Raw genomic sequence first — 12,343 nt, forward strand, 5'->3', positions numbered from 1 at the left:
TAGTGACCACCGCGGAGCCGAGACCCGGCCGTGAGGCGGCCGGGAACAGCGATGTGCGAGGCGACGTGACGAGCGGCAGTGGTGGCAGCACGAATGTCCGGCTGCCCGCCCCGCGTACCCCGGAACCGCGGGCCGGGGCCACCGAATCGCCCCAGCGGGCACGCAGTCGGCAGGTCCGTACCCGGCAGTTGCTGCGGCACCCCGTCACCATCGCGACGGCGGCTGCCGCGGTCACCCACATCCTCTGGTTCTTCTTCTTCGCGAACAGCGGTGGCGATCTCGCGGCCCAGGACGCCTGGGCCGAGTTCGTCGGCCGGCATCCGGGTACCGCGTACAACCTCGCCTGGTACGGGGGCATACACCCCGTCTCGTACAGCGTGGTCTCGCCGTATCTGATGTCCGTGCTCGGCGTCCGTACGACGATGATGATCGCCGGGACGGTGTCGGCGGCGCTGACCGCGTTGATCGTGGTCCGGGTCCGGGCCGTCCGCAACCCGCTTGCCTGCTCGCTCGCCGGAGTGTTCGCGTATCTGTGCAACGCGCTGTCCGGACGGGTGACGTTCGGGCTCGGCATGATGTTCGCACTGGGCGCGGTGGCCGCGGTGTTCTGCTGGCCGTACCGGTGGCGCCACAAGCGCTGGGCGAAGGCGGCCGTCGCCGCGCCGCTCGCCGGGCTGGCCACGGCGGGCAGCCCCGTCGCGGGGCTGTTCCTCGGCGTGGTGGCCGCCGCGCTGTTCCTGAACAAGCGGCGCCCGGGCGCCTACGCACTGGGTCTGGCGCCGGTCGTCGTCGTCGCGCTGTCGGCGTGGCTGTTCCCGTTCTCCGGTACGCAGCCGATGTCGCTCGCGACGCTGTCCCTGCCGTTCCTCTTCGCCGTTCTCGTCTTCGTCCTCGTGCCGCGCGAGTGGCGCACGGTCCGCACAGCTGCTGCCGTCTACGGGGCCGGGACGCTGCTGACCTATGTGGTCGACTCGCAGATCGGCTCGAACGTCACGCGGATGGCGATGCTGTTCGCCGGGGTGGTGCTGCTTGCCGCGCTGCCGTACGCCGTGCCGCGCTCCCGGCGCTGGTACGCGCTGATCCTGGCATTCGTCGGGATGAACATCTGGATCGGCGTCAAGGGTGTCGACGACATGGTCCGTACCGCCCCCGCCGCCTCCTGGACGCGGGAACTGGCCCCGCTGGTCAACGAACTCCAGGAGGTCGGCGCGGAACGCGGCAGGGTCGAGGTGGTGCCCGCCAGCAGTCACCGTGAGGCGTCCGCGCTCGCCCCGTACGTCAATCTGGCCCGCGGCTGGAACCGGCAGGCCGACATGGAGCTCAACCCGCGCTTCTACGACGACACCCTGGACCCCGTGAACTACCGCCAGTGGCTCGACCGCTGGGCGGTGCACTACGTGGTGCTGCCCAAGGGGGAGCCGGACTCCACCGGCGCGGTGCAGGAGGCGGCGCTGGTCCAGAAGGGTCAGCCGTATCTGAAGGCCATCTGGTCCGACTCGAACTGGCAGCTCTTCGCGGTCGACAGCCCGGTGCCGCTGGCCGACCCGCCGGCGACGGTGGACCGGGCCGGTGCGGGTGAGCTGACCATCCATGTGAAGCAGGCGGGCCGGGTGCTGATCCGGATCCCGTACTCACGCTGGCTCGCCCTGGTCGACGACGAGGGCAAGAGCGTGGAGCGGCCGCAGGAGACCGAGGCGTCCAAGCAGCGCGCGGACCAGGACAGCCCGCGGACCTTCGTCAACACGAACGGCTGCCTGATCAAGGTGGACGAGGACGAGGACGGCGACGAGTGGACGGAACTGCTCGCGCCGCGCCCCGGGAAGTACCGGCTGGCGGCCCCGTACCAGCTGTCGCCCGGTACGCCGTGCCCGGAGGAGCTGCGCTGAGAAGGGTGCAGACAGGGACCTGCAGGTAAGGGGAGAGCGAGCAAAACATGCACGATCTCTCCCTCCGGGGGCGTTGCCCTGGCATGGTGTGCTGCCATGAGGTGCCAACGGTGCGGCAGTGAACAGCGGGGTGCGCTGCCGGGATTGGTCTGTCCGGACTGCGGAGCAGTGGCCCGCCCGGTCGGCGGGGACGGTTCCTGGATCGCCCGCGAGACGCTCGCGGGCCGGATATCCACGCTGCCGCGGAGCAGAAAGGCCCTGCTGGCGGCGGGAGTCGTGGTGGTGGCCGGCTCGCTGGTCACGGGCGCCTCACTGCTTGCTTCAGGCAGCGACGACGGCAGTCGTACGGGGGCGGTGGGCCGCGCGGCAGCCCCGCCGGACGGCATCGGGGGCGGCGCCCCGACCCGGATCGGCCCGGCCGGTACGGAGAGCCCGGACCCGGCGCCCACCTCTTCGCAGTCGCCGTCGTCACCACCGTCGCCGCGCCCGTCCCGTGCCCCGAAGTCCCCGCCCGGCAAAGGCGGTTACACGTACACCGCCTGGGCGGGGCCCGGCTGCTCGACGGGCGAGTACCGCGAGCACGGCCGGTTCGAAAACGGTGACGACGGCTGGTACACGGTCGGCTCCGGCGGCTACCGGGGCAGTACGTGCGACGGGCGGTTCAGCGCCGTGCCGATGTCCGGCAGCACGACCCAGGACCGGGGCAACACCGCCACCTGGTCCTGGCACCTGGGCAGCGGCTACCGCGAGTGCGCGCTGACCGTCTTCGTACCGGACAGCGGCCGCGACCGTGATGTGGCGGGGAACCCCACCGTGTACCGGGTGCTCTCGGACCCGGACGACGCGGACTCCGCGTATACGGGCTTCGCCGTACGCCAGACCGCGCACCGCGGCACCGCCGTCGACGTGAGCAGCTACCCGGTCAAGGGCAACACCTTTGCGGTGCAGCTGATCGACCGGGGGCGCGACTGGGGCGACGAGGAACTGGTGGGCGCACATCACGCAGCGGCGCAGCTGAGGGTGGACTGCCGCTGAGGCCGACCGCCCGGTTGTCGAGCGGAACGGCAGGTGTCGGTCCAACCCGGGAGTCATAGTGGACGCATGAGCCTGACCACCGACGGAGAGCCGCCCGGACCTGTGCGGTTCTTCCTCCAGTGCGATCGCCGGGGTTGCCAGACGCGGGCCGTGTTCGACATGGTCATCGCGGACCCGCCGCCGGACATCGAGTCGGACCTGTTCGGCCACGTCCTCCACAGCGCGACCCTTGCCTCCCCGTACATCGAGGAGCTCGGCTGGAAGTACGTCCAGCAGAAGGGCTACTGGTGCCCTGGCTGCGCCGCCCCGGGCCGTCGACCGAGGTCGAGGGGTGTCACGTCCTCGTGAGCGGCGCAGCGTATCGCGACACGGTTCGGCAACCACCGAAGAGTCCCGCCTCTAGCGTCGAACCATGACGACAACGACCGGCTCCACCCCCGACACCGCACCCGACTCCATCCCGGCGACCGACGACCGCGATCCCGCCAGGATCGTCGCGGACATGGTCGACGGCGTTCTGGCACTCGCTGCCACCTGGACGGCCTGGGACGGCCGTCCCGTCCCCGCCGACGACCGCGTCCACACCCCGCACAAGGCGATCCGCCGCGTCGCCGACCATCTGGTCGATCACCTCGCCGAGATGGAGGCGCGGCTCGTGGGGGAGGAGACGCCGCCGGACCGCTGGCACGCCTCGGCGACCACCACCGAGGCGGACCTCGCCCCGGTGGGCTGCACGCGGCGAAGATCGCGGCGGTGAAGGCCGCCGTCCCGCATCTCTTCGTGAACGCCCGCACCGACACGTACTGGCTCGGCGGCCGGGAGGCCGCGATGGCCGGAACGATGGGCCGGCTCGATGTGTATCAACAGGCGGGCGCGGACGGCGTGTTCGTCCCCGGCCTGGCCGACCCCACCGCAATCGCCGCACTGGTGAAGAGCCTGGACGCGCCCCTCAACATCCTTTACTCCCCGTCCGGGCCCACGGTCGCCCAGCTCGGTGAGCTGGGGGTGCGCAGGGTGAGTCTCGGCTCGCTGTTGTACCGGGCGGCGCTCGGGGAGGCGATGGCCGTGGCGGCGAACATCCGGACGGGCCGGCCGATGGGCGGGGATGTACCGACGTACGCACAGGTGCAGAACCTGAGCGTACGTCGGCATGACCCGGGCCCGGGCTCCGACTGACCCCGGGCGATCAGTTGGCGAAAACGTCGCCGAAGTAGGAGATCCCGGCGGGCCCGCCGACCGATCCGGGACCGAAGGCCGTCGATCCGGTCGCCGTGATGCCGCTGGTCCCCGTCTTGAACAGCCAGACCGACCCGACGCCGTTGTTCTCGGCGGCGGCACCGGCCACCAGTTCCGCACGGCCGTCGTTGTTGCTGTCCGTGACCCATACGGAGCCGCCGAACTCGTCACGGGCCTCGGCGGTGCCGGGGACCCCCGTCGTGTCCTGGGAGAAGCTCTTGGATCCGGTGCCGGTCAGTCCCTTGGCCGAACCGCGCAGCACGGTGACCGAGCCGGCCGACTGCTTGGATCCGAGGGCCTCGCCCGAGGCGCCTACGGCGACATCGGCGTACCCGTCGCCGTTGGTGTCACCCGCGGACACGCTCCACCCGAAGCGGTCGTTCTTCTCGGCGGTGCCCGGGACCGAGGCGGTGTCCTGGGTGATCCGGACAGGGGTCCGGGTGGACAGTCCGGAGGCGCTTCCGTACGTCACGGTGACCGCACCGCCCGGACCGCCGTTCGGCTCCTCGGCGGACTTCTCCATGAAGTTGCCGGTGATGATGTCCCCGTAACCGTCCTTGTCGACGTCGGCGATGGCCGCCGCGTAGCCGCCCGCGAGCTTGCTCGACGCCTTGAGGCCGGTGGAGCTGCCCTTGTAGAGGACGCTGCGGGTGGCGTACACGGTGCCGCTCTCCTGCTGGCCCATGACGAGGAGGTCGGCCGCACCGTCACCGTTGACGTTGCCCGCGACGAGCAGGTCCGGGTAGATGCCGGTGGCGGCGGTGGTGTCGATGCCGACGAGGGCAGCGGCCTGGCCGGTACGGGAGATGGGGCCCTTGAAGATGTTCAGGCTCGGGGTGGAGTTGTTGCCGGCGGCGAGGTCGGTATGTCCGTCGCCGTCGAAGTCGCCGGCCGCCAGGGCCCAGCCGAGTTCGTTCCGGTACTTGGGCAGCGGGGACGCGATGTCGGTGCCGGTCGTGAGGCCGGTCGCCCCGCCCCAGATGACGGTGAGGACACCGAACGAGTCGGTGGAGCCGATCCGCTCGGAATGCACACCGACCACGAGGTCGGTGTACCCGTCGCCGTCGAGGTCGCCCGTGGTGAGGCGGTCACCGAAGTAGTCGCTGGTCTCCGGGGTGCCGGGGATGCCCGTGGTGGCCTGGCTGATGACGGTGTGCTTGGACTTGTCGAGGCCGCTCTTGGTGCCGTAGACAACCGTGACGTAACCGGCCCCTGCCCTGCCCGAGATCTTGCCGAGGGGCGCGGCTATGACGAGATCGCGGTAACCGTCGCCGTTGAAGTCGCCCTGCAGCCTGGAAGGTGCAGCGGAGGCGCTGCCCGCGCCGGCGACGAGCAGCGCGCCGGTGAGCGCGGCTGCGGCGGCGGTTGCGGTGGCGACACGGAGTCTCTGGTGCATGCGGGTCTTCTTCTCCTGCGGCAGGCCGGATGCCGGTGGTCCGGCATCCGAATTCGGTTGATCGATCGGCGCGGGTGCGCGGGTGAGCAGGCGTTCAGGCGCGTACAGGTGTACCCACGTCGTTCGGTGCAGATGAGGACTGCTGGAGGGCCCCCAGGGTTGTACGGGACATGGGACGCCTGTCCGACAGGACGAGCGCATGTGTGATGACCCGCTACCGGGCTTCGCGGTCTTTGGGCCCCTCGGTCGCCGGTGCACGGTCAGTGCGGTGCGCACGGGTGTCGCGCACGTCGAGCACGGCCTGGAACTGCTGCTGTGCCTCGCGGACGCGGCCCGTTGCCAAGTAGGCGCGGCCCAGGCGGGATCGGATGTCCATCTCCAGCCAGTCGTAGCTGGGTTCGGTGAGCGGGGACAGCAACTGGTGCTGAAGGAGGGCCTGGTGATGGAGTGCAATGGCCGCGTCCAGGTTTCCCTCGCCTTGCTCTGCCGTGCCCAGCCGGGTCAGGCTGCGCGCGCAGAGGAAGATGTCCCCGGCCTGCTCAGCCAGGTGGACCGCCTCGCGGAGCGAGCTCTGGGCCGCACCGTAGTGGCCGAGGCGGAGGTGGACGTCAGCGGCGCAGCTCAAGGGCCTGCCGAGCATGCGCGGTCTGCCGTCCGTCTCGGCATGGGTATAGGCGTCGGCAAAGCAGGCCAGCGCCTCCTCGTTCCGTTTCCCGAAGTAGTGGGCGAGGCCGAGGATGACGAGTGCCATCGAGGCGACCCAGTCCTTGCGCAGTCGCTTGGCCAGGTCCACCGCCGCGGTGGCATGGCGAATCGCCCGGTCACCCTCGCCCACACTCAGGTCGAGAGCCCCCAGCCCGGCGTGAGTCCGGGCCTCTTCGAACGGGTCGGGGCGGCGCCGGCTGAGGTCCAGTGCCTCGGTGAAGCAGGTGCGCGCCTGCGTGTACCTGCGTTGGTGTACGGCGGTGTAGCCCAAGCAGTTCCGCAGTGCGAGAGCCATCCGCTCGTCGGTGGCCTCGTCCACGTGGTCGAGTGCGATCTCGAGAGCTGTCCGGCACTCGTGGTAGCGGCCCTGCCGTACGAAGTAGTCGACCAGCGCCTCGGCAATCCAGCAGGCGTAGTCGGCTTCGCCGAGGGCCGCGGCGTGTCCGACGACGTCGGCGAGCTCTCCACCGGCCGCGTCAAGCCAGGCCTCCGCTCCCTGCCAGGTCGTGAACGGTGCTCCATCGGGTGGAGGTCCGGTGGGGAAGCCGCGGGAGCCCCAGTCACTGGCGATCCGGGCCGCGTCCAGGTGAAGGCGGAGTGCGGCCGTGCGTGCGGCGGCGGCTTCGGCGGGCGTGGCTTCCGCGAGGCGTCGTGCGTGCACGCGAACCAGGTCGTGCAATCGGTAGCGGCCCGGACGCGGCTGCTGCAGAAGACTCGTGTCGACCAGGCTTTCCAGGATCTGCTCGGTGGCGTGGGACGGCTCATTGAGCATGGTCGCCGACGTCAGCACATCGAACTCGACCGTCGGTGCCAGGCCCAGGGCGCGGAATCCGCGCTGCTGCTCGGGTGCGAGCTGTTCGTACGACAGGCTGAAGGCCGCCTCCACGCTGCGGTCCCCGACGCTCAGTTCGCCGAGCCGGTGCTCATCGCCTGCCATGCGTCCCGCCAGGTACTCCACCGTCCAGGTGCTGCGGTTCTGCAGCCGCGACCCGGCGATGCGCAGTGCCAGCGGCAGCCCGTCGCACAGCCCGACCAGCTGCTGCGTCGCCTTCGGCTCCCTGCTCGCGCGCTCCTCCCCGATGATGTGCGTGAGCAGGGACACCGCGTCCCCGCTGTCCAGGGGCTCCAGGGTGACCCGTCGGTCGGCGTCCAGTCCGGCCAGCCGTCGTCGCCCGGCCACCAGCACCCTGCTTCCCGCTCCTGCCGGCAGCAGCGGTCGTATCTGTTCGGCGTCCAGGGCGTCGTCCAGCACGAGGAGCAGTCGTAGCGGGCTCGTTGCCGCGCGCCAGACGGCGGTGAGCTCTTCGAGATCGCCCGGCAACTCACCTTTGGCGGCGCCGAGCGACCGGAGCAGTCGCTGCAGCGCTTGCTCCGGCGATTGCCGCCGCTGCGTGCTGTGCGCGCGCAGGTCCACGAACAGGCAGCCGTCCGGGTAATGGGAGCTGAGCTCACGGGCCGCGCGTACGACGAGCGCGGTCTTGCCGACCCCGGCCGTACCGTCCACCGTCACGATCGATACGGATCCGGGCGCGGAGGGTGCGATCAGCTGTGCCAGCTCGGTCCGCCGCCCGATCAGACGGCCGGCGTCGCCCGGCAGGTCATTGACTGTGCGGCGGGTCCGGGGCCGGGTCGGAAGAGCGGAGGAGTGCGCCGTGGCCGGACCGAGGAGGCGTTCGTCGTCCCGGCGCAGGACCGCTTCATGTACGTGGCGGAGTTCATCACCAGGATCGACCCCGAGCTCGTCGCGCAGGCGCTCGCACATGTCCTGATAGACGTTCAGGGCATCTGCCTGACGTTCGCTGCCGTACAGGGCGCGCATACGCAGCGCCACCAGCGACTCGTCGTACGGACTGGACGCCGACAGGGCGGCGAGGCCGTCCAGGGCGTCGGCGAATCGGCCGAGCAGAACCAAGCACTCGAGCCGTTCCACTCGAACCCTGAGCAGGCGCTCCAGCAGCCGCTGCCGCTCGACGTCGGCGAACGGTCCGGGCAGCCCGGCCAGCGGCTCGCCGTCGAACAGGGCGAGCGCGGCCGACAACCGGTCCACCGCGGTGGCCGGATCGCCGGACGCCTTCGCGCGCTGAGCGTCGTCGATGTGCTCGGCCAGGTCCGCCACATCGAGCTGGACCCCGTCGACGACGAGGCGGTACCCGCCCCCTTCCCCGCGGATCACCGAATCCGCCGGCCCGGTGCCTTCTGCGTCGAGGGTCTGCCGTAACTCGTAGATGTAGCTGGGCAGTACCTTGCGGCCGGACTTCGGCGGCTCGGCCCCCCAGACCCCGTCGAGCAACTGCTCGTGGCTCACCAGGAAGCCCGGACGCAGCGCCAGCGCGGTCAGCACGGCCTGCCGCCGGACGGGCCCCAGGGGCAGCTGTGCCCCGCCACGCCAGGCCCGCACCGGCCCGAGCACGGCAAGCCGGAGCCGTCGACACGATCCCGCGCCCACCCGAAGCCTCCGCTCCGCTCCGCGCATCATCAGAATTTCATTCGCATTGCAGCGTGTGCCGCCATGGTTTGCAAGTGCCCATCGAAACCCCGGGGTTCAACCGCAGGGAAACACCGGAGGGCGCGTTGTGCCGGGCGGCGGCCGTTGGCGGGGGGAATGGCCGCCGTCCCCCGAGGAAGGAACACGAACGTGACCGTCATCGACAGGTCTCTCACGAGGTTGCTGAAACAGCGGGGGCTCTTCCTCACACGCGAGCGGAGCGATGCCGCGGAGATCGTGTACGTATGCGTGGACGACGGGCTCCCCGGCGGCTATCCGGTCGGCTATGTCATCCCGTCCCGTGCGGGGACCTGGTTCGCGTACGCCCGAGCCCGTCCCGGCCGCGTCTTCGCCAACGACCAAGTGGACGCCGGCCTGTTGAGTGCCGAGGACGCCGTACGCGCCGTCCTCGATCATGCCCGCTACGGGGACGTCCTGTTCGCCCTGGAACAGCGAGCCGGCTCCGACGCCACGTACACCGCCGAGGTGCAACGGGCCCACGCCACCTGGCTCGCCGCCCTCGCCGAGCCCGAAGGCATCACCCACCTCGGCAACGGCAGGGTCCGCTTCACCGCCCCCGCCGTCGCGTATCTGCGCGGCCTTCCGGAACGCCTCGGTTGCCGCGTCGACGACAAGGACCGGATCCGGGTCGCGGGCGACTCGTACCCGTTGATCCGAGAATAATGCGGCCGCGGCATCGCCATGGACGGACAGGAGGCGCACGCCCAGGATGCAAGATCACGTCCTGGTCCGAAACGGGGCGGTGGCGCGGCAAGGGAACCTGATCCGGGTTGCCGACGTCTACTTGGCGCGAAGTTGTCGACCTGCCCGGGCAGGTGCTCACTGCTCGGATCGGATGCGGCGCTCACCAGGGCCGCCCCGTCCGACCACGGGCGCTCACGAGGCCGGACACATCTCGGGACCTGGGCATCTCGGTTCGGGACACGGGAGCCTCACCACGTGCACGATCTCGTGTCCGTACTCAGCGAAGGCAAGGACGCCCGGCAAGGAAAGACATCCTCGCTCTGCGCAGCATCTACCGAGGGGGGACACGCATGAGCTGGACCGGGCGATCCGCGGGCGTGCTGCTGGCGGCGGCCATGGCGATGTCAGCAGCCGCGTGCACGGCCGACAGCAGTAGCGGTGGGGAGGAATCAGCTTCTTGCGTCAACCGGTTCATCTACCAGGACCGATCGTATCGGGACGTGGCGAACGTGGACTTCATGGTCGGGAAGAAGCTCGGCGCCGCCACCAAGCCACCCTGCGAGGACACCGGCGGCCAGGACAAGGACGAGGAGCCGGCCACGACGGGGACCGCCTACGAGGTGGACGGCATCTCTCCCAAGGTGGCCGTCGCCATCGGGGACACCCCTGAGGAAGCCACGCTCTTCGCCGTTTACTCCGGCTCAGAACTCCCGCCCGAGGTAGAGAAACTGATCCGCTGCGCCCCTTCACCGAGCCCTACGGTGAGGACACTGCCCGCATTCCCGACCGGCGGGCTTCCGTGCACCGGATCACCCCACTCCGCACCCTAGCGGCCAGTCACCCAGCTCAACCGTTCACGCACCCCGGTCGTGAGCGACCGCCACCGTTGATGTCAGCAGTGGATGTCAAAAGGCCCCGGACCATGATCGGTCCGGGGCCCTTTGGCTGGTGCCCCGGCAGGATTCGAACCTGCGACACCCGCTTTACGAGTTCGACCATCTGGGCGGCTCGCCTGAGTACCGAGGTGATGGCAAGGCGCGGTACGTGCTCCGGGTAGCGGTCAAGACTGCTTAAGTGTGCCGACGTTGCCGTCAGAGACTGCCGTCACCGCAACTTGTAGAGGGCCCTGCATGCCGGCACAAGACCAGGCCCCGACGCGGACGGTGTTCAAGACCGCCCTTTAGATGCGCCTGCATCCCTCTGACCTGCGCGATTGCTCTCTGACATGCAGTCCTCAGCCCGAGACCGTGGACGACTATCGGGGCGCTCATCTCTCCGGGGTGCGTCGGGCTGCATGTCACCGCATTCGGACTACGGTGAGCGTTCCGTGTCGCCCCGATCCGGCCAGGACTTCGACCACGAGGCCGGTCTCTACCCGGATGTACGTCTCCCCCTGCGCGCGACGTTCGCCCACCACGACCGCACCAGACAGGGCAGCACCAATGCGCCGGGCGAGGACGGGATCCAAGCGTGCCGACAACTGCACCGGTGCCCACTCATCGACAGTCAGGGCCAGGTGCCGTGGCCGCAGGCGTGGCCCCGTGAACCCGACCACGAGGGCGTCCTCGGTGTTGGCGTGCCGGATTTTCATCCAGCCACGGCGTCCGGACGGATAGCTGGCGCTGCCACGCTTCGCGACGATCCCCTCAATGCCCTGAGCCTGAAGTGCCTCGTACCAGTGCATGGCCACGGCGCGGTCGTCAGTGGCGGGAACGGGCTGGATCGGCGGCCCCACATCGGTGAGCAGGTCCAGCAGCAAGGTACGGCGCTCAACATATGGAAGGCTCCGGCAGTCTCCGATCGCTGGGTCGGGGTGGTGTAGGACATCCCAGCAGGCGTAGAAGGCTGGATGCCTGGTGGCCAGCGCCCGGGCGCGGGTCGGGGATGACGCCGCGCGGGACTGCGCCGCCCCGAAGTCGAACCGGCCGTCCCGCCAGATCACTGCTTCGCCGTCCAGGACAGTGCCCGGGCGCAGCTCCATGCCAGCCACGGCAAGGTCCATCCACTGCGGGGTGACGACCCGCCCGGACCGGGCGTAAAGGATCACCGTGTCGTCGGTGCGGCGTAGCACGGTCCGGTGCCCGTCGAACTTCGGCTCGAACCACCAGCCCAGCCCTTCAGGCAGGGTCGGGACATCCTGAGCCAGCGCCACCCTGATCGGAAACTCCACATGTCCAGCCTGTGACAGCTGTCCACTCACAGCACCCCGAGTTCGGTGTCGGGCCGGCAGTGGATGCAGGCCCGGATCCCGTCGGCAAGGGCGGCGAGTGCTTGCTCGCGGGTGATGGCACGCCGTCGCTTCCCTGCGGCGTAGCACCCGCCGACGTGAACCTCGATGGGACGGGCGCCGACCCCGATGCTGAGCTCAACGATCCAGTCCGGGGCGGTCGGCCGCCGCTCCTTGCCCTGCTGCCGCTCCTTGCCCTGCTGCCGCTCCTTCTCCCGCTGCTCGACTGTCGCGATCGCCTCGTCGATGCGCTCTACCCACATGGCGTGCCAGGTCCGCAAGGTACGGAGGCGGAGCAGATCGGGCGGCAGATCGGACACATGTTCGATTATAGTGCCGTGGGTATGGTTGAGCCCCCACCGCTCGGGCAGGGGCTCGGGACGTAATGCGTTCGTCTTGGCTAATCGGCGTACGTGCAAGTCCGGATGGGTGGACTGACGCCCGCCTTAGCTTGGCGTTTATCCTCGGCGGGCTTGGTGTTCCTTGATTGACTCGGCGCGTTTGACCGTCTTGCCGACGTCGTGGCGCTTGGCCCGGTGCTTGTTCTTCGAGCCGGGAGGCCGTCCCGGGCCTGGCCTGGACGGTTTTGGTGCGGCCGCCGGACGGGCCGCCGTCGCGCGGACGTTGCGAAACCCCCGGCGGACGCGGGCGGGAGTGAGGCGGCGGGG

At 70.0% G+C, this 12,343-nt stretch carries 10 protein-coding genes and 2 pseudogenes; 7 read left to right on the forward strand and 5 right to left on the reverse strand.

The features are described from left to right. The first annotated feature begins 2 nt into the window (after nt 1-2). The 5 genes and pseudogenes from ABZV38_RS15070 to ABZV38_RS15090 form a co-directional block, all read left to right on the forward strand. Nucleotides 3-1,886, forward strand: a complete 1,884-nt coding sequence (locus ABZV38_RS15070) for an MFS transporter (protein ID WP_356327243.1) — start codon at nt 3-5, stop codon at nt 1,884-1,886. 96 nt (nt 1,887-1,982) lie between these two features. Continuing rightward, on the forward strand, nt 1,983-2,921 hold the full coding sequence (locus tag ABZV38_RS15075; RefSeq protein ID WP_356327244.1) for an adhesin: 939 nt from the start codon (nt 1,983-1,985) through the stop codon (nt 2,919-2,921). Between the two features lie 66 nt (nt 2,922-2,987). Further along, nucleotides 2,988-3,269, forward strand: coding sequence for a hypothetical protein (locus ABZV38_RS15080; protein WP_356327245.1), 282 nt, complete (start codon nt 2,988-2,990; stop codon nt 3,267-3,269). A gap of 64 nt (nt 3,270-3,333) precedes the next feature. Then, entirely contained in the window at nt 3,334-3,678 is a 345-nt protein-coding gene (locus ABZV38_RS15085) for a hypothetical protein (RefSeq protein WP_356327246.1), read from the forward strand. After that, nucleotides 3,654-4,097, forward strand: a pseudogene (locus ABZV38_RS15090) (isocitrate lyase/phosphoenolpyruvate mutase family protein); the annotation flags it as partial. The gene ABZV38_RS15085 and the pseudogene ABZV38_RS15090, both read left to right, overlap by 25 nt. A 10-nt stretch (nt 4,098-4,107) precedes the next feature. On the opposite strand, the gene ABZV38_RS15095 reads toward ABZV38_RS15090, so the two are convergent. Next, complete coding sequence (locus ABZV38_RS15095; protein WP_356327247.1) at nt 4,108-5,553, reverse strand: FG-GAP-like repeat-containing protein; 1,446 nt, start codon at nt 5,551-5,553, stop codon at nt 4,108-4,110. A gap of 214 nt (nt 5,554-5,767) precedes the next feature. Further along, nucleotides 5,768-8,656, reverse strand: a complete 2,889-nt coding sequence (locus ABZV38_RS15100; protein ID WP_356327248.1) for a BTAD domain-containing putative transcriptional regulator — start codon at nt 8,654-8,656, stop codon at nt 5,768-5,770. A 237-nt stretch (nt 8,657-8,893) separates the two neighbouring features. Between ABZV38_RS15100 and ABZV38_RS15105 the strand changes: the two genes are divergently transcribed. After that, nucleotides 8,894-9,427, forward strand: a complete 534-nt coding sequence (locus tag ABZV38_RS15105) for a hypothetical protein (RefSeq protein WP_356327249.1) — start codon at nt 8,894-8,896, stop codon at nt 9,425-9,427. 422 nt (nt 9,428-9,849) lie between these two features. Beyond that, entirely contained in the window at nt 9,850-10,278 is a 429-nt protein-coding gene (locus tag ABZV38_RS15110; RefSeq protein WP_356327258.1) for a DUF6281 family protein, read from the forward strand. 467 nt (nt 10,279-10,745) lie between these two features. Here the strand turns inward: ABZV38_RS15110 and ABZV38_RS15115 are convergent, their stop codons facing one another. From ABZV38_RS15115 to ABZV38_RS15125, 3 genes and pseudogenes are all read right to left on the reverse strand, one after another. Next, nucleotides 10,746-11,618, reverse strand: a complete 873-nt coding sequence (locus ABZV38_RS15115) for a hypothetical protein (protein ID WP_356327250.1) — start codon at nt 11,616-11,618, stop codon at nt 10,746-10,748. A gap of 26 nt (nt 11,619-11,644) precedes the next feature. Beyond that, nucleotides 11,645-11,995 (reverse strand): DUF6233 domain-containing protein, encoded by a 351-nt coding sequence (locus tag ABZV38_RS15120; RefSeq protein WP_356327251.1) that lies wholly within the window; start codon nt 11,993-11,995, stop codon nt 11,645-11,647. 138 nt (nt 11,996-12,133) lie between these two features. Beyond that, nucleotides 12,134-12,343 (reverse strand): annotated as a pseudogene (locus ABZV38_RS15125) (transposase); the annotation flags it as partial.

Origin of the sequence: Streptomyces sp. NPDC005181 (assembly GCF_040608395.1) — a bacterium.
Taxonomy (GTDB): Bacteria; Actinomycetota; Actinomycetes; order Streptomycetales; family Streptomycetaceae; genus Streptomyces.

Coding starts and splice junctions, on each gene's coding strand:
- ABZV38_RS15075 (WP_356327244.1), top strand. CDS start 1,983: ATGAGGTGCCAACGGTGCGGCAGTGAACAGCGGGGTGCGCTGCCGGGA.
- ABZV38_RS15080 (WP_356327245.1), top strand. CDS start 2,988: ATGAGCCTGACCACCGACGGAGAGCCGCCCGGACCTGTGCGGTTCTTC.
- ABZV38_RS15085 (WP_356327246.1), top strand. CDS start 3,334: ATGACGACAACGACCGGCTCCACCCCCGACACCGCACCCGACTCCATC.
- ABZV38_RS15095 (WP_356327247.1), bottom strand. CDS start 5,553: ATGCACCAGAGACTCCGTGTCGCCACCGCAACCGCCGCCGCAGCCGCG.
- ABZV38_RS15110 (WP_356327258.1), top strand. CDS start 9,850: ATGTCAGCAGCCGCGTGCACGGCCGACAGCAGTAGCGGTGGGGAGGAA.